The organism is Mesorhizobium sp. M1004, assembly GCF_040318795.1.
Taxonomy (GTDB): domain Bacteria; phylum Pseudomonadota; class Alphaproteobacteria; order Rhizobiales; family Rhizobiaceae; genus Mesorhizobium.
Genome location: NZ_JAMYNB010000005.1, coordinates 320,593 through 345,552, shown reverse-complemented (window position 1 = coordinate 345,552; position 24,960 = coordinate 320,593). Strand labels below are relative to the sequence as shown.

28 protein-coding genes are annotated in these 24,960 nt (G+C 62.9%); 13 read left to right on the top strand and 15 right to left on the bottom strand.

Translation table 11 applies throughout. The annotated features are described in order from the left end of the window. The first annotated feature begins 10 nt into the window (after positions 1-10). Positions 11-3,502: a transcription-repair coupling factor gene (gene mfd, locus NKH54_RS13275; protein ID WP_353028363.1), complete on the top strand. Its 3,492-nt coding sequence runs from the start codon at positions 11-13 to the stop codon at positions 3,500-3,502. Here the strand turns inward: mfd and NKH54_RS13270 are convergent. Further along, positions 3,499-4,107 carry a hypothetical protein gene (locus NKH54_RS13270; RefSeq protein ID WP_196814900.1) on the bottom strand — a complete coding sequence of 203 codons (609 nt, stop codon included), beginning with the start codon at positions 4,105-4,107 and terminating at the stop codon, positions 3,499-3,501. The genes mfd and NKH54_RS13270 overlap by 4 nt on opposite strands. 271 nt (positions 4,108-4,378) lie before the next feature. Between NKH54_RS13270 and NKH54_RS13265 the strand changes: the two genes are divergently transcribed. Then, on the top strand, positions 4,379-5,752 hold the full coding sequence (locus NKH54_RS13265) for a class II 3-deoxy-7-phosphoheptulonate synthase (RefSeq protein WP_352625741.1): 1,374 nt from the start codon (positions 4,379-4,381) through the stop codon (positions 5,750-5,752). Positions 5,753-5,810: 58 nt separating this feature from the next. Here the strand turns inward: NKH54_RS13265 and NKH54_RS13260 are convergent, their stop codons facing one another. From NKH54_RS13260 to NKH54_RS13250, 3 genes are all read right to left on the bottom strand, one after another. Then, complete coding sequence (locus NKH54_RS13260; RefSeq protein WP_352625743.1) at positions 5,811-6,581, bottom strand: RES family NAD+ phosphorylase; 771 nt, start codon at positions 6,579-6,581, stop codon at positions 5,811-5,813. Further along, complete coding sequence (locus NKH54_RS13255) at positions 6,541-6,936, bottom strand: MbcA/ParS/Xre antitoxin family protein (RefSeq protein ID WP_023667557.1); 396 nt, start codon at positions 6,934-6,936, stop codon at positions 6,541-6,543. The genes NKH54_RS13260 and NKH54_RS13255 overlap by 41 nt, the downstream gene beginning before the upstream one ends. A 105-nt stretch (positions 6,937-7,041) precedes the next feature. Continuing rightward, positions 7,042-8,112: a GGDEF domain-containing protein gene (locus NKH54_RS13250; RefSeq protein WP_023821397.1), complete on the bottom strand. Its 1,071-nt coding sequence runs from the start codon at positions 8,110-8,112 to the stop codon at positions 7,042-7,044. Positions 8,113-8,450: 338 nt separating this feature from the next. Between NKH54_RS13250 and NKH54_RS13245 the strand changes: the two genes are divergently transcribed. From NKH54_RS13245 to NKH54_RS13235, 3 genes are all read left to right on the top strand, one after another. Beyond that, positions 8,451-8,870, top strand: a complete 420-nt coding sequence (locus NKH54_RS13245) for a GFA family protein (protein WP_023667555.1) — start codon at positions 8,451-8,453, stop codon at positions 8,868-8,870. Between the two features lie 75 nt (positions 8,871-8,945). Next, positions 8,946-9,305 (top strand): diacylglycerol kinase, encoded by a 360-nt coding sequence (locus NKH54_RS13240; RefSeq protein WP_023667554.1) that lies wholly within the window; start codon positions 8,946-8,948, stop codon positions 9,303-9,305. Between the two features lie 43 nt (positions 9,306-9,348). Continuing rightward, the gene (locus tag NKH54_RS13235) at positions 9,349-9,936 is read left to right on the top strand and encodes a hemerythrin domain-containing protein (RefSeq protein WP_023667553.1); all 588 of its coding nucleotides are present in this window, start codon (positions 9,349-9,351) and stop codon (positions 9,934-9,936) included. Between the two features lie 3 nt (positions 9,937-9,939). On the opposite strand, the gene NKH54_RS13230 is transcribed toward NKH54_RS13235, so the two are convergent. Together NKH54_RS13230 and NKH54_RS13225 are read right to left on the bottom strand one after the other, a co-directional pair. Further along, the gene (locus tag NKH54_RS13230) at positions 9,940-10,548 is read right to left on the bottom strand and encodes a DedA family protein (RefSeq protein WP_023753306.1); all 609 of its coding nucleotides are present in this window, start codon (positions 10,546-10,548) and stop codon (positions 9,940-9,942) included. Next, positions 10,545-11,108, bottom strand: coding sequence for a DUF1003 domain-containing protein (locus tag NKH54_RS13225; protein WP_023688332.1), 564 nt, complete (start codon positions 11,106-11,108; stop codon positions 10,545-10,547). The genes NKH54_RS13230 and NKH54_RS13225 overlap by 4 nt, the downstream gene beginning before the upstream one ends. Positions 11,109-11,199: 91 nt before the next feature. Here NKH54_RS13225 and NKH54_RS13220 point away from each other — a divergent pair, with 91 nt between their 5' ends. The 6 genes from NKH54_RS13220 to NKH54_RS13195 all read left to right on the top strand — a co-directional run bounded on the left by NKH54_RS13220 (position 11,200) and on the right by NKH54_RS13195 (position 18,265). Further along, a complete protein-coding gene (locus NKH54_RS13220; RefSeq protein WP_023695415.1) occupies positions 11,200-11,916 on the top strand; it encodes a DNA-3-methyladenine glycosylase I in 717 nt (238 codons plus the stop codon). Positions 11,917-11,978: 62 nt separating this feature from the next. Next, positions 11,979-13,694 carry an NAD+ synthase gene (locus tag NKH54_RS13215; protein WP_023725738.1) on the top strand — a complete coding sequence of 572 codons (1,716 nt, stop codon included), beginning with the start codon at positions 11,979-11,981 and terminating at the stop codon, positions 13,692-13,694. A 34-nt stretch (positions 13,695-13,728) separates the two neighbouring features. Next, complete coding sequence (locus NKH54_RS13210) at positions 13,729-14,613, top strand: SPFH domain-containing protein (protein WP_023695413.1); 885 nt, start codon at positions 13,729-13,731, stop codon at positions 14,611-14,613. A 13-nt stretch (positions 14,614-14,626) separates the two neighbouring features. Continuing rightward, on the top strand, positions 14,627-15,577 hold the full coding sequence (locus NKH54_RS13205) for a diacylglycerol kinase catalytic domain-containing protein (RefSeq protein WP_081731269.1): 951 nt from the start codon (positions 14,627-14,629) through the stop codon (positions 15,575-15,577). A gap of 70 nt (positions 15,578-15,647) precedes the next feature. Next, positions 15,648-16,058 carry a GNAT family N-acetyltransferase gene (locus NKH54_RS13200; protein WP_023681545.1) on the top strand — a complete coding sequence of 137 codons (411 nt, stop codon included), beginning with the start codon at positions 15,648-15,650 and terminating at the stop codon, positions 16,056-16,058. 389 nt (positions 16,059-16,447) lie between these two features. Beyond that, positions 16,448-18,265, top strand: coding sequence for an ABC transporter ATP-binding protein (locus NKH54_RS13195; RefSeq protein WP_023725740.1), 1,818 nt, complete (start codon positions 16,448-16,450; stop codon positions 18,263-18,265). Positions 18,266-18,308: 43 nt separating this feature from the next. Here NKH54_RS13195 and NKH54_RS13190 read toward each other — a convergent pair whose 3' ends face one another. From NKH54_RS13190 to NKH54_RS13160, 7 genes are all read right to left on the bottom strand, one after another. Then, positions 18,309-18,722: a GFA family protein gene (locus NKH54_RS13190; RefSeq protein WP_023725741.1), complete on the bottom strand. Its 414-nt coding sequence runs from the start codon at positions 18,720-18,722 to the stop codon at positions 18,309-18,311. A 20-nt stretch (positions 18,723-18,742) separates the two neighbouring features. Further along, positions 18,743-19,207 (bottom strand): SRPBCC family protein, encoded by a 465-nt coding sequence (locus NKH54_RS13185; protein WP_023688339.1) that lies wholly within the window; start codon positions 19,205-19,207, stop codon positions 18,743-18,745. Continuing rightward, complete coding sequence (locus NKH54_RS13180) at positions 19,204-19,524, bottom strand: ArsR/SmtB family transcription factor (RefSeq protein WP_023681541.1); 321 nt, start codon at positions 19,522-19,524, stop codon at positions 19,204-19,206. Before NKH54_RS13180 ends, NKH54_RS13185 begins: the two co-directional genes overlap by 4 nt. A 185-nt stretch (positions 19,525-19,709) precedes the next feature. Next, complete coding sequence (locus NKH54_RS13175; RefSeq protein ID WP_023667541.1) at positions 19,710-20,207, bottom strand: NUDIX hydrolase; 498 nt, start codon at positions 20,205-20,207, stop codon at positions 19,710-19,712. A 206-nt stretch (positions 20,208-20,413) separates the two neighbouring features. Then, complete coding sequence (gene gpt, locus NKH54_RS13170; protein ID WP_023667540.1) at positions 20,414-20,914, bottom strand: xanthine phosphoribosyltransferase; 501 nt, start codon at positions 20,912-20,914, stop codon at positions 20,414-20,416. An 86-nt stretch (positions 20,915-21,000) separates the two neighbouring features. Beyond that, a complete protein-coding gene (locus NKH54_RS13165; RefSeq protein WP_023729831.1) occupies positions 21,001-21,834 on the bottom strand; it encodes a universal stress protein in 834 nt (277 codons plus the stop codon). A 98-nt stretch (positions 21,835-21,932) separates the two neighbouring features. Further along, a complete protein-coding gene (locus tag NKH54_RS13160) occupies positions 21,933-22,673 on the bottom strand; it encodes a competence/damage-inducible protein A (RefSeq protein ID WP_023738953.1) in 741 nt (246 codons plus the stop codon). A gap of 173 nt (positions 22,674-22,846) precedes the next feature. Here NKH54_RS13160 and NKH54_RS13155 point away from each other — a divergent pair, with 173 nt between their 5' ends. Both NKH54_RS13155 and NKH54_RS13150 read left to right on the top strand, forming a co-directional pair. Next, positions 22,847-23,848: an alpha/beta fold hydrolase gene (locus NKH54_RS13155; protein ID WP_353028362.1), complete on the top strand. Its 1,002-nt coding sequence runs from the start codon at positions 22,847-22,849 to the stop codon at positions 23,846-23,848. A gap of 64 nt (positions 23,849-23,912) precedes the next feature. Further along, positions 23,913-24,185: a hypothetical protein gene (locus NKH54_RS13150; protein ID WP_023667536.1), complete on the top strand. Its 273-nt coding sequence runs from the start codon at positions 23,913-23,915 to the stop codon at positions 24,183-24,185. A gap of 115 nt (positions 24,186-24,300) precedes the next feature. On the opposite strand, the gene NKH54_RS13145 is transcribed toward NKH54_RS13150, so the two are convergent. Both NKH54_RS13145 and NKH54_RS13140 read right to left on the bottom strand, forming a co-directional pair. After that, the gene (locus NKH54_RS13145; protein WP_023667535.1) at positions 24,301-24,540 is read right to left on the bottom strand and encodes a DUF2188 domain-containing protein; all 240 of its coding nucleotides are present in this window, start codon (positions 24,538-24,540) and stop codon (positions 24,301-24,303) included. Between the two features lie 59 nt (positions 24,541-24,599). After that, positions 24,600-24,878, bottom strand: coding sequence for a DUF982 domain-containing protein (locus NKH54_RS13140; RefSeq protein ID WP_032891817.1), 279 nt, complete (start codon positions 24,876-24,878; stop codon positions 24,600-24,602). Positions 24,879-24,960: the final 82 nt, after the last annotated feature.

The following is a 24,960-nucleotide window of genomic DNA, read 5'->3' as shown; positions in this document are numbered from 1 at the left end:
ACGTGCAACCATGAGCCTCATTCCCAAAATCGGTCTGCCGAAAGGCCGTGCCGGCCAGTTCATCGTCGACGGCGTTGCCGATGGCTACGAAGCCTTTGCGCTGGTGCAGGCGATCCATGAGATTGCGCCTGACAAACCGGTGCTGTTCGTGGCGCGCGACGGCCAGCGCCTGCCGTCGATCATCGAGGCGCTGACCTTTGCCGCCCCCGGCCTGCCGGTGTTGGAGTTGCCGGCCTGGGATTGCCTGCCCTATGACCGCGTTTCTCCCGGCTCCGATGCCGCCGCCAAGCGGCTCGACGCGCTGACGGCGATGATCGCGCTGGCGAAAAAGCCGCATCGCGCCGTCATCCTGACCACTGCCAATGCGCTGCTGCAGCGCATTCCGCCGGCCGATCTGGTCGAAGCGCAGACTTTCCACGCAAGGCCCGGCAACCAGATCGACATGAACGCGCTGGTGTCCCGGCTGGAGATTTCCGGCTTCGAGCGGGTGCCGACGGTGCGCGGTATCGGCGAATTCGCCGTGCGCGGCGGCATCCTCGACCTCTACGCACCCGGCTGGACGGAAGCACTGCGGCTCGATTTCTTCGGCGACACGCTGGAATCGATCCGCGTCTTCGACGCCGCCACGCAGCGCACCACCGGCCAGCGCAAGTCGATGGCGCTGCAGGCGATGAGTGAAGTGGCGCTGACCCCCGAAACCATCAGCCGCTTCCGCCGCTCCTATATCGAAGCCTTTGGCGCGCCGCAGCGCGACGACGGCCTTTATGCGGCGGTGAGCGAAGGGCGGCGCTTTGCCGGCATGGAGCACTGGCTGCCGCTGTTCTACGAGCGGCTGGAGACAGTGTTTGATTATCTGCCGGATGCGCCTGTCATCTTCGACCATCTGGCGCACGAAGCGCTGGCTGAGCGTCACACGCTGATCCTCGACCACTACGAAGCGCGCCGCAAACAGGCCGACGCCGCCTTGAAGGACGCCGTGCCCTACAAGCCGGTGGCGCCGGACCTGCTCTATCTCTCACCGGAAAACCTCGTGGCGTCGCTCGGACCGCGCGAAGCCATCGACTTCACTGCTTTCGATGCGCCGGATGTCGGGGCCAGGAAGGTCTTCCATGGCGGTTCGCGCCATGGCCGCAGCTTTGCCGAGGAACGGGCTGACCCAAACATCAACGTCTTCGATGTCGTCGTAAAACACATCGCTGACGAGCGCGCGGCGCGCCGCCGGGTCATCGTCGCCGGCTGGACCGAAGGCTCGCTCGACCGGCTTGGCCAGATCCTGGCCGAGCACCATCTCGGCAATCTCGTGCCGGTGGCGACGCTGGCCGAGGCGGAAAAGCTCGAGCCGGGGCAGGCGGCACTCGCCGTGCTGCCGCTGGAATCCGGCTTCGAGACCGAACAGCTGGTTGTCGTCGCCGAGCAGGACATTCTGGGCGACCGGCTGATCCGCCGCTCGAAGCGCAAGAAGCGCGCGTCGGATTTCATCGCCGAGGCCTCGTCGCTGTCGGCCGGCGACATCGTCGTCCACGCCGATCACGGCATTGGCCGCTTCATCGGCCTGCGCACCATCGAGGCGGTCGGCGCGCCGCATGACTGCCTGGAAATCCACTATGCCGGCGACGACCGGCTGTTCCTGCCGGTGGAAAACATCGAGCTTCTGTCGCGCTACGGCTCTGACACAGCCGAGGCGACGCTGGACAAGCTCGGCGGCGGCGCCTGGCAGTCGCGCAAGGCGCGGCTGAAGAAGCGCCTGCTCGACATGGCCGGACAGCTGATCCGCATTGCCGCCGAGCGCCAGATGCGTACCGCGCCGCCCATGGTGCCGGCGGAAGGGCTTTACGGCGAATTCTCGGCGCGCTTTCCCTATGAGGAGACCGACGACCAGCAGGGCGCGATCGATGCCGTCGTGGACGATCTCGGCGCCGGCAAGCCGATGGACCGGCTGATCTGCGGCGATGTCGGCTTCGGCAAGACCGAAGTGGCGTTGCGCGCCGCCTTCATCGCGGCGATGGAAGGGTTCCAGGTCGCGGTCGTGGTGCCGACGACGCTGTTGTCGCGCCAGCATTTCAAGACCTTTTCGCAGCGCTTCTCCGGCCTGCCGATCCGCGTCGGCCAGGCCTCGCGGCTGGTCGGCGCCAAGGAACTGGCGGAAACCAAGAAAGGCATCGCCGAGGGGCAGGTCGACATCGTCATCGGCACCCATGCACTGCTCGGGTCGGCGATCTCGTTCAAGAATCTCGGCCTGCTGATCATCGACGAGGAGCAGCATTTTGGCGTCAAGCACAAGGAACGGCTGAAGGACCTCAAGACCGACGTCCACGTGCTGACGCTGTCGGCGACGCCGATCCCGCGCACGCTGCAGCTTGCCTTGACCGGCGTGCGCGAACTGTCGCTGATCGCCACGCCGCCGATCGACCGCATGGCGGTGCGCACCTTCATCTCGCCTTTCGACCCGCTGGTCATCCGCGAGACGCTGCTGCGCGAACGCTATCGCGGCGGCCATTCCTTCTATGTCGTTCCGCGCATCAGCGATCTCGCCGAAATCCATGATTTCCTGCGCGAATCCGTCCCCGAGCTGAAGGTGGCGGTGGCCCATGGCCAGATGCCGCCGGGCGAACTCGACGACATCATGAACGCCTTCTATGACGGCCAGTACGACGTGCTGTTGTCGACCACCATCGTCGAATCCGGGCTCGACATTCCGACCGCCAACACGCTGATCATCCATCGCGCCGATATGTTCGGCCTGTCGCAGCTCTACCAGCTGCGCGGCCGCGTCGGCCGTTCCAAGGTGCGGGCATATGCGTTGTTCACGCTGCCGGCCAACCGCAAGCTCACCGACACGGCCGAGCGCCGGCTGAAGGTGCTGCAGTCGCTGGACACGCTTGGCGCCGGGTTCCAGCTCGCCAGCCACGACCTCGACATCAGGGGCGCCGGGAATCTACTCGGCGAAGAACAATCCGGACACATCAAGGAGGTCGGCTTCGAGCTCTACCAGCAGATGCTGGAAGAGGCGGTGGCCGAGGTGAAGGACTCCGGCGAGGTCCAGGACGGCGGCTGGTCGCCGCAGATCGCTGTCGGCACGGCTGTCATGATCCCGGAAAGCTACGTGCCGGACCTTCAGCTCAGGCTGGCGCTCTACCGCCGCCTTGGCGATCTCGAAAACACCGAGGAGATCGATGCTTTCGGCGCCGAGCTGATCGACCGCTTCGGCCCGCTGCCGGAGGAAGTGAAGCATCTGCTCAAGATCGTCTTCATCAAGGCACTCTGCCGCAGGGCCAATGTCGAAAAACTCGATGCCGGCCCCAAGGGCGTCGTCATCCATTTCCGCAAGCGCGAGTTTTCCAACCCGGTCGGGCTGGTCAAGTACATCGGCGAACAGGGCTCGCTGGCCAAGATCAGGGCCGACCACAGCGTGGTCTTCATCCGCGACTGGCCGACAGCCGAGAAGCGTCTGGCGGGCTCGGCTGTCGTCATGACGCAGTTGGCGCGGCTGGTGGCCACCTAGACTTTCGGATGGAAATTCGACTGCAACTGCAGGTCGGATGCCGAGAACGTGCCGGCGCCGACGATGACGTGCCCGGCAGGCACGGTGAAGCCGCGCGCGGCGCCGGCGCCTTTCAGCAATCCGGCCCGTCGGTCGGGGTCGGGCTCACGAAAACTGCCGCCCGGTTCCAGCCGGCAACTGTCGACCGTGATTGCACCGAGAAGCTGGCTGCCTGAACCCAGCACCGTTTCGCCGAAGACCGCCGCGCCGTTGAGATAGCGGCCTTGATCGCCGATCACGATCGAGGCTCCCGGCCTGTTGGCCTTTGCAGTAAAACCACCTTCACCGAACTGGTTGCGTGAGCCGACGCGGATGATGCCTGTGGCTGCTTCGAACAGTGTGTTGGCGTGGAAAATGTTGGCGTCGCCGATCTCCAGCGCGCCACCGTCGGTGCAGAACAGGTAGACGCCGGGGAAGAAGACGTTGCCTCGCCCGATGACGGCGCCTGCGGAAATCAGCGTGGAGTAGGGGTCGTAGATCACGTTGCCGCGCTCGGACAGGCCAACCACCTCTTCGATCGTAAACAGGCCTTGCTCGCGGCGCACGCGGTCAAAGTAGGCGGACACGGACATAGGGACTCCATGGAGAATTGTTGCGCGGCGGACGATGACCGGCGCGACTAGATCGGTGAGGATCGATTCTGGCACCAAGCGATATTGCACAGCCGTCGCGAAGATAAGAAGCCAAAGTGGGTCGCGGCATGGCGCTCCCCATCATTCGCCAGCGCTTGAATTCCGGTCTAGAATAGAAAATCGGCTTCGTGTATGGAGCCGCCATCCGCATATGGGGCGGGAATGGCGGGCAAAAGCCTGCTGGAAAGAGCGTTTGGGTGCAGCGATGACGAAATGGTCGCCGAATTCTTGGAGAGCAAAGCCGATCAAGCAGGTTCCTGCCTATCCGGACCTCGCCGCGCTGAAGAACACGGAAGCCCAGCTCGCCACCTTTCCGCCGCTGGTTTTTGCCGGTGAGGCTCGCAAGCTGAAGAAGCAGCTTGCGGCTGTCGCTGCCGGCGACGCATTCCTTCTGCAGGGCGGTGATTGCGCCGAGAGTTTCGCCGAACATGGCGCCGACAACATCCGCGACTTCTTCCGCGTCTTCCTGCAGATGTCGGTGGTGCTGACCTTTGCCGGCGCGCAGCCGGTGGTGAAGGTCGGCCGTGTCGCCGGCCAGTTCGCCAAGCCGCGCTCGTCTGACGATGAGACCAAGGGCGGGGTGACGCTGCCAAGCTACCGTGGCGACATCATCAACGGCATCGAGTTCGACCCCAAGTCGCGTATTCCCGACCCGGCCCGCCAGGAAATGGCCTACCGCCAGTCGGCGGCGACGCTTAACCTGCTGCGTGCCTTCGCCCAAGGCGGCTACGCCAGCCTGGAGAATGTGCATCGCTGGATGCTGGGCTTCGTCTCCGACAGCCCGCAAGGCGAGAAGTATGGCATGCTCGCCAACCGCATCACCGAGACGATGGACTTCATGAAGGCCGTCGGCATCACCTCGGAGACCAACTACGCGCTGCGTGAGACCGACTTTTACACCAGTCACGAGGCGCTTCTGCTCGGCTATGAAGAGGCGCTGACCCGCGTCGATTCGACCTCCGGCGACTGGTACGCAACGTCGGGCCACATGATCTGGATCGGCGACCGCACCCGACAGCCCGACCATGCGCATGTCGAATATTGCCGCGGCATCAAGAACCCGCTCGGCCTCAAATGCGGCCCGTCGCTGACGACTGACGGCCTGCTGGAGCTCATCGACCTGCTCAATCCGGAGAACGAGCCGGGCCGGCTGACGCTGATCGCCCGCTTCGGCTCCGACAAGGTCGCCGACCATCTGCCGAAGCTGGTGCGCGCGGTGCAGAAGGAAGGTCGCAGCGTCGTGTGGTCGTCCGACCCGATGCACGGCAATACGATCGAGGCTGCCGGCTACAAGACGCGCCCGTTCGACCGCATCCTCAAGGAAGTGCAGACCTTCTTCGAGGTGCATCGCGCCGAAGGCACGCATCCCGGCGGCATCCATGTCGAGATGACCGGCAAGAACGTCACCGAATGCACCGGTGGCGCCCGCGCCATCACCGCCGAGGAGCTGCAGGACCGCTATCACACCCATTGCGACCCGCGCCTCAACGCCGACCAGGCGATCGAGCTGGCGTTCCTGGTGTCGGATCTCTTGAAGAAGAGCCATCCGGTGCAGCACAAGCAGGTGGCTAACGGCTGAACCTGTTTTCAGATTGAAGTGGAAAAGCGCCGGAGAAATCCGGCGCTTTTCGTTTAGATCAACGCCCGCGTTCCCAGCGCAATCCGTTGAGCCGGGGATCATTGGCGAAGGCGGTTCTGGAAAACTCGATGCGCCTTTCCGGAAATTCGCAGATCGCCTGGACGCCGAGGGAGCCCAGCCGGATGCGCCAGGTATGCGGCTCCAGCGGCTTGGCCTTGGTAAAGCCGCGGCATGTCAGCAGCGCCACATTGACGCCCTTCGGGTCGCGCGCCGAACGGTAACGGATCGCCTCCAGCCCAGCCTCACGCGCGACATCGGCAATCGCCTGGCTGGCGGCATAGTCGGTCGGATGCGTCCAATGGGCCCGGTCGCGGTCGAGCGGCGGCCGCGTCAGGTCGATGGCATTGTCGGTACGGATCGCGGCGGCGAAGGCGGTGTATTCGGCGGCGTCGTGCGGCCATGGCGTCTCGGGCGAATCGGCGAAGAACAACAAGCGGTAGAAGGCCATTTCGGCGACCGCCGTCATGATCGTCTCCGCCGCGTAGTAGACGCCAAGAGTGCGGCCGGCGCGGCGGAAGCGCGAGCCGTAGGGATAGATCGAGCCGTAGCGGAAGGGCGTCGCCAGGAGATAGTGGAGATGCCGGCATTCCATGGGGATTTGCGGCTTGGTCTCCTCGATCAGATCCTCGAGCAGCGCCTGTTCGTCCAGCGTGTCGACGATCTTCAGCGTCGAGACGCGGTGCTGCGCCTCGACCATGCGCCAGTATTTGCCGTCGAGCCGGACGGCTTCAGACGAGAGCGCGTCGGGAGTCCAGATAGGCAATGACATCGACAAGCCCGGTAATGGTGAGGATCTTTTCAAGCGGGCTGCCATCGAAAGCCGTGTTGGCGTTCTTCAGCCATGCCCGGGCTATCGTCTCGTCACCGCCGACAATGGCATCGAGCGAACGGAACAGCCGCACGAACAGCACCGCGAGTTCGAACGGCTTGGTGCCGCGCTCCAGCAGGAATTCCTGCCTGCGCATGCGTGAAACCGTGGCTTCCGAGACGCCGATGATCGACGCAAGCACCCTGGCGGTTATATCCAAGAGTTCGGCGGCGCGCAGCGTGGCCTTGGTCAGAACCGCGTTTTCGGCCGCCGTCGCGGTGAGATCAGGGGCGGCATTGGGTTGTGTAACAGACATGGCCTCTCTCTTTCCATGGAAAATATAGTCCACTGAAATTCATATGGAAAGAGGCGGGATCCGATAAATTTGCCTGTGCCCGGGAATTGGCTGCACGCCGAAGCGTCAGTCTTTCTTGTATAGCAGCCAGTTCTTGCCGGTGCGGCCGGCCATTGTCGAGTGCCGGGTGACGCGGTTGCGCCCGCCAACCTTGGAGCGGTAGAGCGCCCGGTCCGCCTTGGTGTAAAGATCCTCCGGGCTTTCCGCTTCGGAAGCCATGCAGATGCCCATGGAAACGGTCACCGTGCCGTAATTGGCGCCGGTCTGGCTGCTGGTGAACGGCGTCTGTTCGATCAGCACGCGGATGCGTTCGGCGATCTCGTAAGTGGTATCCTCGCTGGCGCCCTCGACGATCAGCGCGAATTCCTCGCCGCCGGTGCGGGCAACGAACATGTCTTCACGGATGCTGGTCTGGAAGATTTCAGCGACGATCTGGATGATCTTGTCGCCGACCGGGTGGCCGTAGCGATCGTTGACACCCTTGAAATGGTCGATGTCGGCAAGGATCAGGGCGTTGAACAGGATCCCCTTGTTGGAGGTGTAAATCGCCGTGATTTGCTTGTCGAAGGCGCGGCGGTTCCAGATATGGGTCAAGGGGTCGGTGTCGGCGAGCCGCTTGTACTCCTCAAGCTTCGACTTGACGCTCTCCAGTTCCGCCGTCTTGTCGCTCAGCGTGGTTGCAACCTGCTTGCCGTGGTCGAGGGTCGAGTTGGTGGCCGCCGCCATGGCGCTGGCGACCTTCTGCAGCAGATCCTGCGAAAGCAGGCTGCGGTTGGCGAGGCCACTCGATGTCTCATCGAGGATCTTGCCGTATTTCTCGATATGGCTACGTTCGCTGCGCAGCAGCAAGGCGATGTCCTCGAGTTCCCTGGCCAGCACGTCGCGCGCCTGCTCGACAATGCCGGGACCGTGATGCTGTGCAAAGAAAGCGCGGCCGATGCGGTCGAGATCGTCCTGCGTCGGCTGGTTGCCGAGCGCGACGACGGCCAGGCCGAGTTCGCGATTGGCGCCTTTCAGTGCTTCGTAGAAGATTTCGTAATTGCGCGGCAGGCCAAGCACGCCGAGCTGACGCATGGTCGCCACAACGGCTGTTGCAATGTCGCTGTTTCGGTCGGTCTGGACGGCTGCCGGCTGCATGTTCTGTTCACTCTGCCTCTGGGAACCATCGCAGACCGTGCGAGATGCCGCCGACCGGAGAGTGCCAGCCGTATTTCGGATCATCCTGCGAAAGACACGTCCCCAATCGCGACATTCGCTTGGCAACGACCATAGATGCGCCGGCGCTAAAGTTTCCTTAATGTGCCGCCAGGTAACGCGTCCGTTCTACCGCAGGCTGCAGAAATGGTTTGCAAAGATCCTGAGGTCAGGTCCGAACGCGGCCACCCCATGTCGCATTTGCCGGTGCCCGGCTGCGGCAAAACTGAAATCCTCTCGGCCAGCGGCGAAGCCCTGGACGATGGCTGGTGGAGGTAGGGATGAGCAACAACCACAGCGGATCTTGCCTGTGTGGAGCCGTGCGTTTCCAGACGCGAGGGCCGTTGCGCGGCGTCATTTATTGCCACTGTTCGCAGTGCCGCAAGCAGAGCGGGCATTTTTACGCCGCGACCAACGTCGCCGACGGCGACATCACGATAACCGGCGCCGACAACATCAGCTGGTACGAATCGTCTTCCTTTGCCAAGCGCGGCTTTTGCAAGATCTGCGGCTCGGTGCTGTTCTGGAAGCCGGGTCAGGATGCCTATGTCTCAGTTCTGGCCGGATCGTTCGACAACCCGACCGGGCTCGAAGGCCAATGCCACATCTTTGTCGGCGACAAGGGCGATTACTATACGATCGACGATGGACTGCCGCAGTTCGAGAAGTCGACGCCGACGATCAAGGTTGCGGAGGAGTGATTTTGCGGCGGCTGCCTTATTCCCTTGATCCAGCCATTGCGATATCCCCTGCCGGTGATTCGAAGGGGATGCGGCATGCAGCGGCTGATCGGTGCTTACTTCAATTCTGTGCGAGCCTTTCGCAAGCTCGCCGCCAGCGAAAGGGCATTTCAGCAGGAACTGATGCTGCTGGTGCTGGCGCTGCCGCTCGGCTGGTTCGTCTCGGTCTCGTGGCGCGGCTACGCGCTGTTGATCGGCGCGGTGCTGCTGCTCATCATGGTCGAAGTGCTGAACACCGGCATCGAGGCAGCCTGCGATGCCTTCAGTCGCGAGTTCAACGTCGACATCCAGCTCGCCAAGGACTGCGGCTCGCTGGCGGTGCTGATTTCGGTTGTTATCGTCGCCGGCGTCTGGGGAATCGCCCTCATCGAGCGCATCACGGGACTACCGATCTGATCTGAACGCTCCCATATGTTAGTCACCAAAGGAGACTGACGTCGTGGAAGCCAATTTTCTGCTGCTTGAAAGAGCCGGCCTGCCGGAAGACCTGCGCTGGCTGGCGGAAAAATATCCGCGCGAGACATGGCAGGGCCACGCCAACATCCACGGCATGGCAAACATGTGGCTGCAGCGGCACGACATGTTCCGAGAGCTGGGCGGCATGCTCACCAACGGCATTGGCGACTATCGCGAAGGCAGGCTGACGGCGCCGGATTTCGCGCGCTGGTTCGCGCCGCGGCTGAACCACTTTCTCGGCAATCTCGACGGCCACCACAATGTCGAGGACTACCAATATTTCCCGGCTTTCGCCAAGGCGGAGCCGCGCCTGAAGCGCGGCTTCGAAATCCTCGATGCCGACCATCACACCATTCATGAGGGGCTGGAGCGCAACGCCGAGACGGCGAACGCCTTCATCCGCACGCTCGAGGAGAGCGAGGACAGGCAGCGCTTCGCCGCCGACGCCTATGCGGACGAGAACAGCCGGCTGATCGCCATGCTGAAGCGGCATCTGGCCGACGAGGAAGATCTCATCATCCCGCTGATCCTCGATCGCGGCGACCGGGCTCTGGTCGAGGACGACGACTGAACCTTACGATGTGGTTTCGCTGTCGCGGGCGTCCTTGGCGCGCTCCTTACCGGCGATGGTGCGGGCGATGAGCCAGGCAAGGATGGCGACACCCAGACCTATGGCAAGCGCGATCAGCAGCCGTTCGTGATGGAGCAGTGCCTTGCCTATCATCTGCTCGGCGCCGAGGCCGAAGACGTAGCCGATGCCGCAGAACAAAGCCGCCCAGACCAGCGACGACACCGCGTTGAGGATAACGAAGCGCGCTACCGAAATGCTGGCGAAACCGGCCGCGATGCCGCCGACCAGGCGCAGGCCATAGATGTAGCGGTTGGACAGGACGAATATGTTGGGATGGGACGAGACGAGACGGTAGGCGTGGTTGAAGCCGGGCCTCGCCTTCAGTTTCAGCACCCTGGGATGGTCGGCAAAGCTGCGGCCGAGAATGAAGAAAAACGTGTCGCCGACGAAGGCGCCAATGGCGGCCGCGAGGAAAGCCTTCCAGAGGATGAAGACATGCTGATGGGCGAAGAAGCCGCCGAGGATGGCCGCACTTTCGCCTTCGGCGACACAGCCCAGGAAAACCGCGATCAACCCATATTGCTCGATGAGGTGATGGACGATCCCGGTCATTGAGAGGTTTGCCGGCCCGACACTTTTTCGTCTATGCGGTTCACCTGTTCGGCCAGGCGCGCGATGTCCTCGCGCACGCCGATGATCTGGCTGTGGCGCAGTTCGTCCAGCTTTTCATGCAGAGCCATGATCTCGATCTCGGCCTTGAGGTTGACCTCATAGTCATGCGCGGCGTCGATGCGGTCGCGTGCGGCCTGGCGGTTCTGCGACATCATGATCACCGGCGCCTGCAGGGCGGCGATCATCGACAGCACGAGATTGAGGAAGATGAAGGGGTAGGGGTCGAATGAGTCTCGCCCGAGCAGCCACCAATTGGCGCCGATCCACAGCACCAGGAAAGCAATGAAGGACAGGATGAACGTCCACGAGCCGCCGATGCGGGCAATGGCATCGGCGATCCGGTCGCCGGCGCCCTGAAGGCCGGTGAGGCTGTCGTTGATATCCTGCGAGATGGGCTTGCGGTCGACAGTGCTCTGCAACACCCGCCGCTCGAGCTCGCTGAGGCCCTCCGGCGTTCGCCTCAGCCAGCGGTTGGCCAGTTCTGGCACGGTCTTGTGCATGGATGTCTCCATAGGAAAAGCATCGGCTTGGCAGCCTCGTTTGCATATAGGAAGATGGCGTTTCGTCAAAAGCGCGGCGCGAGGATGCAGGATGCCCGATTTCGCGAAGATTCGCGCCCGTGCTGCAAAACGCAAAGGCGGCGACGCCGTGCTGACCTCGCTGCTCGGGCCGGCGCCTGACAATGCTGCTGTTGCCGACATTACGGACGATCGCATCCTGTCGACGATGGCCGAGCGGGTGTTTGCCGCCGGCTTCGTCTGGCGCGTCATCGAACAGAAATGGCCGGGCTTCGAGGAAGCCTTTCTCCATTTCGAGCCGAAACGGCTGTTGTTTCAACCTGATGACTTCTGGCATGACCTGACGGCTGATCAACGCATTGTGCGCAACCCGCAGAAGATCAAATCCGTCCGCGACAACGCCGCCTTCGTTGAGCGTGTGTCGAAGGAACATGGCGGTTTCGGCAAATTCCTCGCGGAGTGGCCTGACGACGACCAGGTCGGGCTGATGGCGTATCTCGGCAAGCATGGCAGCCGGCTTGGCGGCAACACCGGCCAGTATTTCCTGCGTTGGCTGCAATGGGACGCCTTCGTCATCTCGGCCGATATGGTCGCGGCTTTGCGTGACGCCGGCCTCGACATCGCCGAAAGTCCGACGTCGAAGAGGGATCTCGACAGGATTCAGGCGCAGATCAACAAATGGGCGCAGGAAACCGGCCTGCCGCGCCGGCACATCTCGCGCATTCTGGCGATGTCGATCGGAGAGAACCATTCGCCGCAATCGCTGCGGGAATATATGGGCGATGACTGATCACCGAATTGGTCCAAACGAACGCCATTGCCCGGGCAAATTTGCCGCGCTAAACCGCAGGCATGACCCAGAAGACCGCACCCGATATTCTGCGCATCGCCGTTGCCCAGCTCAACCCGACGGTCGGCGATGTCGCCGGCAACCTTGCCAAGGCGCGCGAGGCGAGGGCCGATGCCGCCCGCCAGGGCGCCGACATCGTGCTCTACACCGAGCTTTTCCTTGCCGGTTACCCGCCGGAGGACCTGGTGCTGAAGCCGGCCTTCCTCAAGGTTTGCGAGAAGGCCGCGCAAGACTTCGCCGGAGATACCGCCGATGGCGGGCCGGGCGTCATCATCGGCACGCCGCTGAAGCGCAAGAGCGGCACCCACAATTCGATCATCATCGCCGATGGCGGCAAGATCCTCGCCGAGCGCTACAAGCTCGATTTGCCAAACTATGGCGAGTTCGACGAGAAGCGCGTCTTTCAGGCCGGCCCCGAGGCTCAGGGACCCGTCAATTTCCGCGGTGTGCGCATCGGAATTCCGATCTGCGAGGACATCTGGGGCGACGTCGGCATCTGTGAAACCCTGGCCGAAAGCGGCGCGGAAATCCTGCTGGTGCCGAACGGCTCGCCCTACTACCGCGCCAAGATGGACGTGCGCCATCAGGTCGTTATCCGCCAGGTCATCGAGACCGGTTTGCCGATGATCTATGCCAATCAGATCGGCGGCCAGGATGAGCTGATCTTCGACGGCGCCTCTTTTGCCATAGGCGCCGACAAGACGCTTGCCTTCCAGATGAGCCAGTTCGAGGAAACTGTCGACGTCACCACCTGGAAGCGCAACCGCGTCGCCGCAGGCGCGCAAAACGCAGAAGAGTTCGACGGCTGGGTCTGCTCGGAAGGGCCGATGTCGAAAATCCCCGAGCGCGAAGAGGCGGACTACCGCGCCTGCATGCTCGGCCTGCGCGACTACGTCAACAAGAACGGCTTCAAGAACGTGGTGCTGGGTCTCTCCGGCGGCATCGATTCGGCGATCTGCGCGGCCCTTGCCGTCGACGCACTTGGCGAGGAGCGGCTGCGGGCGGTGATGATGCCCTACCGCTATACCTCGGAGGATTCGCTGAAGGATGCCGAGGATTGCGCCCGTGCGCTTGGCTGCCGCTATGACATCGTGCCGATCTTCGAACCGGTCGAGGGTTTTCTGCATACGCTGACGCAGCTTTTCGAGGGCACCAAGGAAGGCATTACCGAGGAAAATTTGCAGAGCCGCGCGCGCGGCACGATCCTGATGGCGATTTCCAACAAGTTCGGCTCGATGGTCGTCACCACGGGCAACAAGAGCGAGATGTCGGTGGGCTACGCCACGCTTTATGGCGACATGAATGGCGGCTTCAACCCGATAAAAGACCTCTACAAGATGCAGGTCTATGCGCTGTCGCGCTGGCGCAACAGCCATGTGCCGCCGGGCGCGCTCGGTCCCTCAGGCGAGGTGATCCCCAGGAATATCATCGACAAGGCGCCGTCGGCGGAATTGCGCGAGAACCAGACCGACCAGGATTCGCTGCCGCCCTATCCGGTGCTGGACGACATTCTGGAATGCCTGGTCGAGAACGAAATGGGCGTCGACGACATCGTCGCGCGCGGCCACGATCGGGCGACGGTGACGCGCGTCGAACATTTGCTCTACATTGCCGAGTACAAACGCCGGCAAGCGGCGCCGGGTGTGAAGATCACCCGTAAGAATTTTGGACGCGACCGCCGCTATCCCATCACCAACCGTTTCAGGGATCGCGGCTAAACATCTGATTAAATTGATGAACCTTGGGGGGCGCATGTTTATCAGCTATTTCAAGGGAACGCCTGAGTATCACATCCTGCGCTTCAAGAACGGCAAGATCAGGGAGCAGGGGCGCGGCATCTCCTTCTGGTACGGCACGTTCGGCACCACGATAGCGATGGTGCCGGTGACGTCGCTCGATAACCCCTTCATCTTCACCGAGACGACGGCGAATTTCCAGGATCTGGCAATCCAGGGGTCGGTCAGCTACCGCATCATCGATCCACTCAAGGCAGCCGAAGGTTTTGATTTCAGCGCCAAGCTCAGCCGTGCCGACGTCGTCGGCGACGGCCGGGAGAAGATCGCCGAGCGCCTGGTGCTGGCGATACAGAGCCGCGCCCGCGCGGTGGTTTCGAGCATGACGCTGGAGCAGGCGCTGGCCGAGGTGACCAAGCTCGGCGGCAATCTCGCCGAACTCCTGCGCAACGATCCGATTGCGGCAACCGCCGGCCTGTCGATCGAGGAGGTCCACATCACCTCGGTCCAGCCGACGCCGGAGATCCGCAAGGCGCTCCAGACCGAATATCGCGAGGCGCTGCAGCGCCAGGCCGATGCCGCGATCTATGGGCGCCGTGCCTGGGGCGTGGAGAAGGAGCGCGAGATCAAGCAGAGCGAACTGGCGACCGAAATCGAGCTTGCCGAACGCAACAAGCTGCTGGTCGACACCGAAGCGCGCAACAAGCTGACGCTTGCCGAGGCGGAAGCCAAGGCGCAGCAGCTGGAACTGACCGTCTATTCGTCGGCGCCCGCCCACGTGCTGACGGCGATGGCCTTCAAGGCCTGGGCGGAAAAGGGCGGTTCGGTCGGCAATCTGTCGATCACGCCTGACATGCTCACCAGCGCGCTCAGCCAGCTTTCCACGCCGAAAGCCGGGTCCTGAAAGGCAAGCACGGGTGGCAAGCGACCAGAGCGGCAGGCCGATCGACCGGGTGATCGTCGTCACCCGCAAGACCGAGCTGGAGGAGCTGACGACGCGCTTCAACACGCAGGGACAGGCGCGCTTTTATCTCCGGCAGGCCGGCATGGATTTCGACCCGGTCAAGGCGGCGCATGACGTCTATCACCAGGCGCTCGACCGGGTGATGGGTTCGCTTCCCCAAGGCCTCAAACAGTTGCGGCTCGACCGCGAACTGGTACCGCAGTTCGAATTCGGCTCCGACGCGGTGATCGCGCTCGGTCAGGACGGGCTGGTGTCCAACACCGCGAAGTACCTCCCGTACCAGCCGCTGATCGGCATCAACCCGGACCCGGCGCTTTTCGACGGCGTGTTGCTGCCGTGGAATGCCGACGATACCGAAAAGGTCCTCGGCCTGACGATCGCCGGCAAGGCGAAGCGCCAGGCGGTGGTGATGGCCGAAGCGCGCTCCAATGACGGACGCCGGCTGATCGCCTTCAACGATCTGTTCGTTGGCGCCTCGACGCATGTCTCGGCGCGCTACGAATTGACCTATGGCGGCAGGACCGAGCGCCAGTCGTCGAGCGGCATTATCATCTCCACGGGCGCCGGCTCTACCGGCTGGCTGCGCTCGGTGATGGCGGGCGCCGCGGGACTGGCCGCGGCCTATGGTGACAACTCCGTGCCGACCGTGCCGCCGCAAGGCTATGACCGCGAAGCCGAACAGCTGTTCTTTTCGGTGCGCGAACCGTTTCCGAGCAACACGACCGGCGTGTCGCTTGTGCATGGCGTCATCACCCGCGACCGGCCGCTGGTGGTTTCTTCGCGGCAGAGCAGGGGCGGCGTCATCTTCAGCGACGGGATGGAGCTCGATTTCGTCGAGTTCAATTCCGGCACCCACGTGACCATCGCGATCGCCGACCAGAAGGCCTATCTCGTGGTGCCATAAGCGCGCCACGTGGGCAGCCAAATCACCGGCCGGACTGAATTCGGCCGCCCTCCATTCTTTGCGAGGCACCATGCCCGACTGTGAAATCAGCTTCGACATGTCACGGATCGATTTCCGGGCGACCTCCGATCTGTTGATGGCGAGTTATTGGGGCGCCGGCCGCAGCGATGACTTTCATCGCCGCGCCTTTGGCAACTCGTTCTGCACCGCGGCCTATATCGATAGGAACCAAGTCGGTTTTGGCCGGGCCATCACCGACCGTACGGTGTTTGCCTATCTCGCCGACATCATCATCTGGCCGCAGCATCGCGGCCAAGGCATTGGCACGCAACTGGTGCGGGCGCTCATCAACCACCCTGAACTCAACACGGTCTCGCACTGGAGCCTGTCGACCAGTGACGCGCATGGCCTTTATGAGAAGCTGGGCTTCAAGGCATCGACCGACGGCCGCTACATGCGCCTCGATCGCAACCCGGAATGAGGCATAGCGAGGGGTTGACCCGCTGTTGTTGCAAAATAACCTCACTGGTTGGACCAGTTACGCTTTGCCACGTGCCCGGCCTTGGCGATCCTTCATGGCGTCTCTATAAGGACCGCTCCGCAAGTGTCTTGCGGGAGGTCTGAATGGCAGTATTTCACATGGTAATGCGAGGCCGCGAAGCCTAGGTCTCACCTGGCGTCCGGCGAAGGTTTGCCCTTCGCACCGATGCCGGGTCGAGTACAGGCTTCTGCCGATGCCGGTCGCCACCCGACAACCCGGGGCGCGCCGCCACCCATGCCGAACCTCCGCAGCCCCGGGCGAATTGCCCAGCGCGGTTTTCAATTTTCAGACCTTACCGGGACCGGGCAGATTTGCGCCCGGATGACATCATGGCTCGTTTTCGAATCGATCTGCGTGCAAGCGCCTTTCGCAGCGTTCTTGGCTTCACGCTCAGCCACTGGCGGCGCCAGCCGTGGCGGCTTTCGCTGATCATGGGCAGCTTCCTGCTGTCGACCATAGCGGACGTGTTGACGCCGCTCTATTCCGGCCGGCTGGTCGACGCCGTCGCCAGCAGTGCGTTGGCTGACGATGTCGCGTGGAATGCGGCAATGGCGGCGTTCTTCGCGCTCATCGCTTTGGCGATGACCGGCGTGGTGCTGCGCAACCTGGCTTTCATGGGCATTGTCGAGCTGACGCTGAAGATGATGGCCGACATCGCCGCCGACGCGTTCCATCGCGTGCAACGCTTCTCAACCGACTGGCACGCCAATAGCTTTGCCGGATCGACGGTGCGCAAGGTCACGCGCGGCATGTGGGCTCTCGACCTGCTCAATGACACCATCCTGATTGCGTTGTTGCCGTCGGTCGCCATGCTGGTCGGCTCGACGTTGCTGCTCGGCTGGTTCTGGCCACTGATGGGGCTGGTCGTGGCAGTCGGCTCGCTGCTGTTCATCACGGTGACGGCGCTGCTGTCGCTCGGCTATGTCGCGCCCGCGGCACGGCTCGCCAACAGCTGGGATACGCGGCTTGGCGGCTCGCTTGCCGATGCGGTGAGCTGCAATGCCGTGGTCAAGGGTTTCGGTGCCGAGACGCGCGAGGAGACGCGTCTTGCCAAGGTCGTCGCCAAATGGCGCGCGCGGACCAGCCGCACCTGGGTGCGCGGCACCATCAACGGCACGACGCAAGGCGCCATGTTGCTGGTGCTGCGGACGGCAGTAATCGGCCTGTCGCTGATGCTGTGGGCCTGGGGCCAGGCAAGTGCGGGCGATGTCGCCTTCGTGCTGACCTCGTTCTTCGTGCTGCAGGGCTACCTCAGGGACATCGGCACGCATATCCGCAATTTGCAGCGTTCGGTCAACGACATGGAGGAACTGGTCGATTTCCAGTCGCAACCGCTCGGCATCGAGGACCGGCCCGGCGCCAAGCCGATCCGGATCACGCATGGCCACATCGCCTTCGATAACGTCACCTTCCACTATGGCTTCCACTATGGCAGCCATCGCCTGCCGCTCTACCGCGATTTTTCGGTGGAGATAGCGGCGGGCGAGCGGGTCGGACTGGTCGGCCATTCCGGCTCGGGCAAGACGACCTTCGTGAAGCTGATCCAGCGTCTCTATAATGTCAGCGGCGGCAGGATCCTGGTCGATGGCCAAGACATCTCCCAGGTTGCACAGGCGTCGCTGCGCGCGCAGATTGCCATCGTCCAGCAGGAGCCCATCCTGTTCCACCGCTCGCTGGCGGAAAACATCGCCTATGCCCGTCCGGACGCCACGCAGGCCGAGATCGAGCATGCCGCCAAGCTCGCCAGCGCGCACGACTTCATCACCAGCCTGCCGAAGGGCTACGGCACGCTGGTCGGTGAACGCGGCGTGAAACTGTCGGGCGGCGAGCGCCAGCGGGTGGCGATCGCACGCGCCTTCCTGGCGGATGCGCGCATCCTGATCCTGGACGAGGCGACATCGAGCCTCGATTCGGAATCGGAAGTACTGATCCAGCAGGCGATGGAGCGGCTGATGGTTGGCCGCACGACGCTGGTCATCGCGCACCGTCTGTCGACGGTGCGAGCGCTGGACAGGCTGCTCGTGTTCGACCGTGGCAAGATCGTCGAGGAAGGCTCGCATGACGAGCTGATCCGGCTGAAGGGCGGCATCTACCGCCGCCTGTTCGAGCGGCAGGCGCTGGAACTGACCAAGGGCCTGGTGATCTGAGCTGAACGCAGAGCCCTATCCGAGGGATAGGGCTCTGCCTGGTTCATCCAGGCATTCGCTCGAATGGCTGAAGCGCTGGGTCGATCGTGTCCCAGGCGTGGCCGCGCACGGTGTAGGTGACCGCCTGCGGGTCGAACTGGCCGGGATCATCGAGGCTCGTGGCCTGGATAGCCGTCACCTCCGGCATGGCGACGAACGTTACGTAGACCGGCGTGCCGCAGGTCGGGCAAAAGGCCTGGGCTTTTTCATTGCCGCTGTCGGCGATCATCCGCCACGTGCTCGGCTCGCCGGTGATCTTTACGTCAGCGCGCCGGCCGAAGGTCACATAGGAACAATGGCCAGTACCGCTGCGCTTTTGGCAATCGAGGCATTGGCAGTGGTTCTGAAAGATCGGCTCGCCGCTGGCCTCATAGCGGATCGCGCCGCAGGCGCAGCCGCCGGTAAAGTGCTTGGTCATCATCGTTCTCCGCGGTTGCTTCAGGCCGATTTCGGCTTGGCGAACAGGTCGATGCCCGTGCCGGTTTCGAGGAAGGATTTCATGCTGGACAGCACGGCCGGCCAACCCTGGCTGATGCCCTTGGCCATGCCGCTGCCGGCTTCGAGCTCGTCATGGCTGACGGTCAGCTTGACCATGGTGTCGTATTCCTCGATGGCGAACGTCACCTGGCTGTGCTTGGTCGGATCGTCGGCCTGCGAGGCGTTGGCCCAGCTCATGACCAGCCGGGTTGGCGGCGAGATTTCGACGACCTTGCCAACGAGTTCGACGGTCCGTTCGTCATTGGCGCGGATGTGTTCCCATTTCGAGCCGGGCTTCCAGTCGGAGACGTTTTCGTGGCCCCAGTAGCGCTTGGCGATATCGGGCCTGGTGATGGCTTCGAACACCTTTTGTGGCGTCGATCTGATGTAGGTCACGTAGACAAAACTGGTGGTTTCCCGGGTCATTGGTCGTCTCCTTCGAGTTCTTGTTTCAGGTCGTGCAGCAGGCTCAGCCGCTGCCGTTCGAATTTTCGCACCCACCGCTCGTAGACTTCGTGCAGCGGCACGGGGTTGATGAAATGCAGCTTCTCGCGGCCACGCTTGACCGTGCTGATCAGATTGGCCGCTTCCAGCAGATCGATGTGCTGCGTGGCGGATTGCCTCGCCATGTCGAGATTTTCGCAAAGCTCGCCGAGCGTCTGGCCGTTCTTCTCACACAGAAGATCGAGCAGCATTCTGCGGGTCGGGTCGCCCAGCGCTTTGAAAACCTTGTCGGCGTCCATCGGTCTCACTCATCTTGAAGACACAATATGCAGGTAAATGCCTGCATGTCAAGCTGTGGCTAAGCTTGGCCTGAAGGGGAGGGATTTATAGTGTCGGATTGCTGGCGCGCGGAGCGAAGCACCGAGCCCGGAATCGGGGCAAGAACCGGTGCGGGCGCGCAGGACTATGCAGCGGTGGCTGTGAGCTAGGCTCTAACGACGAACTTGTCGGGATCGGCGCAGAAATGGGCGATGATCTGGCAGAGGTCCGGCTCGTTGACCATGCGTACGGCCTCGGCCCCATTGACCCATTTGCGGGTGCGCGCGCGCTTTTCCTTCCAGCGGTCGGCAACGTGCTCGACCTGCAGCGGAAACACCAGCACTTCGCAAGGGACTTCCTCGCCGGACGCGAGGGCCTTGGCGTAGAAGTAACGACCGGCCTCGAAAAGCGAAATCTTGCCACGCAATCCGGCTTCCTCGCCCGCCTCGCGCGCCGCTGCCTCGCAGAGCGGCTCCCTGGCCTCGGGCCAGCCCTTCGGCAGCACCCAACGCCCGGTGTCTCGGCTGGTGATCAGCATGATCTCGACGCCGTCTTCGTTATTGCGCCATGGCAAAGCGGCAACCTGCAGGCGACAAGGCGAAGTGCCGAAGAGCTTGCGGACCCTTTCAGCCAGATGGTCGTGTGTCGCCGGTGTCGTCAGCATCAGTGAAAGCTACCCCAGCCCTCAGAATCGTTAGCCGCCGTATGAATCTTACCGACAAGTGTAAGTCTTAAAAGTAAAAAACATCACACCAACCGTCCAATCCGCCAACAGGCGTCGATTCGACAGAATAATGTGCCTTCCAGTGTCTGTTTTCATAGCAGACGGGGCGGGTTTGGCCGTCTGGGCAGAAATGGGGCTGGCGCGAATCAGCCGGCGTGATCGTCGGCGATCGGCTTCTGGTAGGTGAAACCCATGTCCCAGGGAAAGTAGATCCAGGTGTCCTGGCTGACTTCGGTGATGAAGGTGTCGACCAGCGGCCGGCCTTTCGGCTTGGCGTAGACGGTGGCGAAATGCGCCTTGGGCATCATGGCGCGCACGATGCCTGCCGTCTTGCCGGTGTCTGTGAGGTCGTCGATGATCAACACGCCCGCGCCATCATCGGCGAGCAGCGCCGGCGTGATCTCCTTCAGCACCTGCAATTGCCCCTGGCTGGTGTAGTCGTGATAGGAGGCGACGCAGACCGTCTCGATGACGCGTATGCCGAGTTCGCGTGAGATGATGGCAGCGGGAACCAGGCCCCCACGGGTGATGCAGACGATGGCCTTCCACTGACCCTTGTTGGCGCCGGCAAGCCGCCAGGCGAGCGCCCGGGCATCGCGGTGGAACTGGTCCCAGGAGACCGGAAAGGCTTTTTCGGGAAGGGACATTCTGCACTCCGCGCGCAACATTGTGGAATGCGCGCGGAATTAACTGGAAAGTCAGGGCATTGGCAAGGGCGGGGCCAGCTGTGGAGTTACCGCGACAAAAAGGCCGCAACCGGCACGCTGCGCAACACGGTGCGCGTGACGCCGCCGAACAAAAGCTGACGCAGCCAGGAATGGCTGTAGGCGCCGAGCACCAGAAGGTCGGCTCCGGTCTCGGCGATCCGGGTCTGGATGACGTCATCGACCGAAGCATTACCCGATTTCTGCACCGACACGCTGACCGTTGCGCCATGCCTGGAGAGTGCCGCGGCGATCTCGGCGCCGGCGGCTTCCGGGTTGTCATCCAGCGTATCCGGCGGATCGATGACCAGAATGTCGGTCTTTTCGGCCTCGATGATGAAGGGCAGCGCGTCGAAGGCGGCACGCGCCGCCTCCTTGCTGCCGTTCCAGGCCAGCAGCACATGTTTGAATGTGGTGACCAACGGCCCCTCATGCGGCACCACCAGCACTGGCCGGCCGGCATCGTAAACCAGCGTGTCGACATCGGCGCTCGTGTCGCCCCCGGTCTCGCGCTGCGCGGCAATAATCAGATCGGCGGCGCGCACGCTGGAAATACCCGTCAGCGCGCTGTCGCCGGAAAAGCTCTCGAGGCTGCGCCATTCGAAGGAAAGGCCGGAATTCTCGATCTGCCGAACGAAAAGCGCCTGCAATTTCTCGGCGCGCTCGCGGTTCATGTCGGCGGAGACCTGCAGGAACTCGGTGTCGGGGAAGCCGGTTGCCGAGGTGTAGGGAACGGGCAGCGCTTCGGCATGGATGCCGATGAGATGGCTCTCGAACCGGTCGGCAAGCGGGATGGCGCAGTCGAGCACGCGTTCGGCGTCCTGTTCGTTCTGCAATATGGCGACGATGGTCTTGAAGCGCATGCGAAATCCCTCAAATCTGCCGGCGCGTGCTGCGCCCGAGGGAAAACGTGGGAGTGCGGTGCTTGGTTCCGGCCCGGCGATGGTCCGCGAACCCAGGGTCACTTGGCGGCGGTGAAGCCGGCCACCATCGCCTCGACGTCCTTGCGTGCCGAATCCAGCGCCTCCTGGCTGCGGGCGCGGACCACCAGCTCCGTCCAGAACTTGCCGTCGCCATATTTCGGATAGGAGCCGATGACGGTGTCGGGATGCGCCTTCTGGATGTCGCCCAGGGGACCGCCGATCAGGCCTTCGCCGAACGGGCAATGGACGGTGGCCGACAGCATCTTGGTGCCGGCCTTCAGCGTCGGCACGACATTGTCGAGCATGGCCTGGAAAATCGCCGGCACGCCGGCCATGACATGGACGTTGCCGATGCGAAAGCCGGGCGCGACGGAGACCGGATTGTCGATATGGTCGGCGCCGCGCGGCATGCGCGACATGCGCTTGCGGGCCTCGGTATATTCGATGCCGCGCGCGGCATAGCTCTCGCCCAGCATGGCATAGGCCTTGGCGTCGTATTCGCACGGCACCCCAAAAGCCTTGGAAATCGAATCGGCGGTGATGTCGTCATGCGTTGGGCCGATGCCGCCGGTGGTGAAGACATAGGTGTAGCGGGCGCGCACGGCATTCACCGCAGCGACAATCTCGTCCTCCTCGTCGGGAACGATCCGCACTTCCTTCAGGTCGATGCCGATGGCCGTCATGATGTCGGCGAGGTGGCCGATATTTTTATCCTTGGTGCGGCCGGACAGAATCTCGTCGCCGATGACAAGCATGGCGGCAGTGACGATTTCAGGCATGGAAGGCTCCGGCAAACAGGCCCGTTGGCAGACAAGGTCGCCTGAGGCAGAAAGAAGGTCGCCTGAGATAGCGCGACATCGAACTGGCGGCAATGCCGACACAAGCCGCCATCTGCCTTGCCGAGCGTTCGTCAGTGGGTGATGGTGCGCGCCGGTCCGCTCCCGGGTGAAACATGCTGGTATCGATTCTGCTGTGGCTTGTTGCCGGCCTGTCCGTGCTGGCTCTCGTCATCGTGGCCTGCCTGGTCGCGGCAACGCTCTGGATTGCCGCCAAGGCCGAAAGGCTGGTGCCGGCCAGCGGAAACTTCGTCGAGATCGACGGCAGCCGCATCCATTATGTCGAAACGGGCGAGGGACGGCCGATCCTGTTCGTGCACGGACTTGGCGCCCAGCTTCATCAGTTCCGGCACACGCTGTTCAACCGCTTCGGCCCCGGTTGCCGGCTGATCGCGCTCGACCGGCCGGGATCGGGCTATTCGGTGCGGGCCAAAGGAGCCACCGGCCGCTTGCCTGAGCAGGCCGAGATCATAAGGCGCTTCATCGAAACGCTCGCGCTGGAAAGGCCGCTTGTGGTCGGGCATTCCCTGGGCGGCGCCGTCGCGCTGACCCTGGCCGTGGAACATCCCGGCGCGATTTCCGGCATCGCTTTGCTGGCGCCGCTGACGCATCTGGAAGCCGGCGTCCGCGAGAAAGCGGGCCTGCTCTATATCCGTTCGCGGCTTTGGCGCTGGATCATGGCCTACACCGTCGCGATACCGACAAGCCTCAGATATGCGCGGCAGACACTGGAGTTCATCTTCTCGCCGCAGGCCGTTCCCGCCGACTACATGATCGATGGCGGCGGATGGCTCGGGCTGAGGCCAAGCCATTTCCATGCAACCTCCACCGATTTCGTGGCGGTCGAACAGGATCTTGGCCGCATCGAAGAGCGCTATGGAGAGATCGCCATGCCGGCCGGCATTTTCTTCGGGACAGCCGATCGCGTCATCGCCATGCGCATACATGGGGAGCCGATGAAGGACAGGATCGAAGGGCTGGATTTCGAGACGGTCGAAGGCCTCGGCCACATGCCGCAATTCGTCGAGCCGGACCGCGTCATCGCCTTCATCAAGCGCATTGCCGAGCGGGCATTCGCTGGCCAAGACCTCACCACAGCCTCACAACAATTTCACTGAACTATTCGGCTGATATCCGGTTTACCCCGTGTCGCACCCAAGGCGGCGGATACGGAGTAATTCAATGTACAGGAAAGTCTTTGCAGCATCCGTGCTGACGATCGGTCTTGCCACATCGGCGATGGCGCAGTCATCGGACGGCACGTATTCCAACCATCACAGCTGGTGGCCGTTCGGGAACGAGCAGTCATCGACCGTCGACCAGAGCACCACCGGCAGCATCAATGCCGACGGCAGCCAAGGCTATGGCGGCGCTACGGGGCCGTGCGCCTCCGACCCGTCAGGACCCTATGGAAATGTGAGGCCCAACGTGAACGATCAATATTGCGGCAAGTGATCAAGCCGCGGGCGACTGACCGGCAGGATGTCCCGCCTGTTTGTTTTGACGCAATTCCCAAGGGAATTGCTTAGGTGAGCATCCACGGCCGGCAGCGAAAGCTGAGGGGCAAGGATCAGTCGGAAACTTCGGTCTGCGGCCGGTCGCGGCCGTCGGCCAGTTCGTCGTGCCACTTGCCTTCGGCATCCTCATACTGGATGCCGTCCGTGGCGCCGGCGATCTGCTGTTCGGCCGAGGCGATCTCGGCGGCGCGCAGCGCATCCTGGTGGGTCGGGAATGTCTCCGAGAATGTCGAACCGACCTTGTAGGCCCAGCCCCCGTCATGCTCGACGATCTTGTAAGTCAGCTTCGCCATGAAATCCTCCGGTTCGTCCGTCCGCTCAATGCGGCCCGTTTTTCATTGCAATTTGGGCTTCAATGCAACTTGGCGTCTGGCAGCCGGTCTTCGGGAACCAGCACTTCCGATTCCTTGGCCGCTTCGATCAAGGCCCTGCGTGCATCGGCCGTCGAACGATAACCTTCCAGCACTTTGAGACAAGTGTCGAGAGCATCACGATGGCGCGGGCCGCGATTGAGCGGCCACACCGTCATCAGACACTCCGCCGCTTCCTGGGTGCTGCGGATCTGGCGATATTTGCCGACATGGCCGAGTTCGACCACGACCGGGGTTTCAAAAGGTTTGTTATCCATGATGGCCGCAACGCAAAGCAGCCAATATGGTTGCAAAAGTGGCCGTCAGCCTGCGCCCAAACGTCTCACCAACCGCAATCGTTGG

Bases quoted from the DNA above. Each gene is read 5' to 3' on its own strand.
- NKH54_RS13195 (WP_023725740.1), top strand. From the start codon at position 16,448: ATGGCTCGTTTTCGAATCGATCTGCGTGCAAGCGCCTTTCGCAGCGTT.
- NKH54_RS13225 (WP_023688332.1), bottom strand. From the start codon at position 11,108: ATGCACAAGACCGTGCCAGAACTGGCCAACCGCTGGCTGAGGCGAACG.
- NKH54_RS13245 (WP_023667555.1), top strand. From the start codon at position 8,451: ATGAGCAACAACCACAGCGGATCTTGCCTGTGTGGAGCCGTGCGTTTC.
- NKH54_RS13185 (WP_023688339.1), bottom strand. From the start codon at position 19,207: ATGACCCGGGAAACCACCAGTTTTGTCTACGTGACCTACATCAGATCG.
- NKH54_RS13230 (WP_023753306.1), bottom strand. From the start codon at position 10,548: ATGACCGGGATCGTCCATCACCTCATCGAGCAATATGGGTTGATCGCG.
- NKH54_RS13210 (WP_023695413.1), top strand. From the start codon at position 13,729: ATGTTTATCAGCTATTTCAAGGGAACGCCTGAGTATCACATCCTGCGC.
- NKH54_RS13240 (WP_023667554.1), top strand. From the start codon at position 8,946: ATGCAGCGGCTGATCGGTGCTTACTTCAATTCTGTGCGAGCCTTTCGC.
- NKH54_RS13175 (WP_023667541.1), bottom strand. From the start codon at position 20,207: ATGCTGACGACACCGGCGACACACGACCATCTGGCTGAAAGGGTCCGC.
- NKH54_RS13180 (WP_023681541.1), bottom strand. From the start codon at position 19,524: ATGGACGCCGACAAGGTTTTCAAAGCGCTGGGCGACCCGACCCGCAGA.
- NKH54_RS13155 (WP_353028362.1), top strand. From the start codon at position 22,847: ATGCTGGTATCGATTCTGCTGTGGCTTGTTGCCGGCCTGTCCGTGCTG.
- NKH54_RS13250 (WP_023821397.1), bottom strand. From the start codon at position 8,112: ATGCAGCCGGCAGCCGTCCAGACCGACCGAAACAGCGACATTGCAACA.
- NKH54_RS13190 (WP_023725741.1), bottom strand. From the start codon at position 18,722: ATGACCAAGCACTTTACCGGCGGCTGCGCCTGCGGCGCGATCCGCTAT.
- NKH54_RS13145 (WP_023667535.1), bottom strand. From the start codon at position 24,540: ATGGCGAAGCTGACTTACAAGATCGTCGAGCATGACGGGGGCTGGGCC.
- NKH54_RS13165 (WP_023729831.1), bottom strand. From the start codon at position 21,834: ATGCGCTTCAAGACCATCGTCGCCATATTGCAGAACGAACAGGACGCC.
- NKH54_RS13215 (WP_023725738.1), top strand. From the start codon at position 11,979: ATGACCCAGAAGACCGCACCCGATATTCTGCGCATCGCCGTTGCCCAG.
- NKH54_RS13200 (WP_023681545.1), top strand. From the start codon at position 15,648: ATGCCCGACTGTGAAATCAGCTTCGACATGTCACGGATCGATTTCCGG.
- mfd (WP_353028363.1), top strand. From the start codon at position 11: ATGAGCCTCATTCCCAAAATCGGTCTGCCGAAAGGCCGTGCCGGCCAG.
- NKH54_RS13260 (WP_352625743.1), bottom strand. From the start codon at position 6,581: ATGTCATTGCCTATCTGGACTCCCGACGCGCTCTCGTCTGAAGCCGTC.
- NKH54_RS13150 (WP_023667536.1), top strand. From the start codon at position 23,913: ATGTACAGGAAAGTCTTTGCAGCATCCGTGCTGACGATCGGTCTTGCC.
- NKH54_RS13160 (WP_023738953.1), bottom strand. From the start codon at position 22,673: ATGCCTGAAATCGTCACTGCCGCCATGCTTGTCATCGGCGACGAGATT.
- gpt (WP_023667540.1), bottom strand. From the start codon at position 20,914: ATGTCCCTTCCCGAAAAAGCCTTTCCGGTCTCCTGGGACCAGTTCCAC.
- NKH54_RS13265 (WP_352625741.1), top strand. From the start codon at position 4,379: ATGACGAAATGGTCGCCGAATTCTTGGAGAGCAAAGCCGATCAAGCAG.
- NKH54_RS13220 (WP_023695415.1), top strand. From the start codon at position 11,200: ATGCCCGATTTCGCGAAGATTCGCGCCCGTGCTGCAAAACGCAAAGGC.
- NKH54_RS13255 (WP_023667557.1), bottom strand. From the start codon at position 6,936: ATGTCTGTTACACAACCCAATGCCGCCCCTGATCTCACCGCGACGGCG.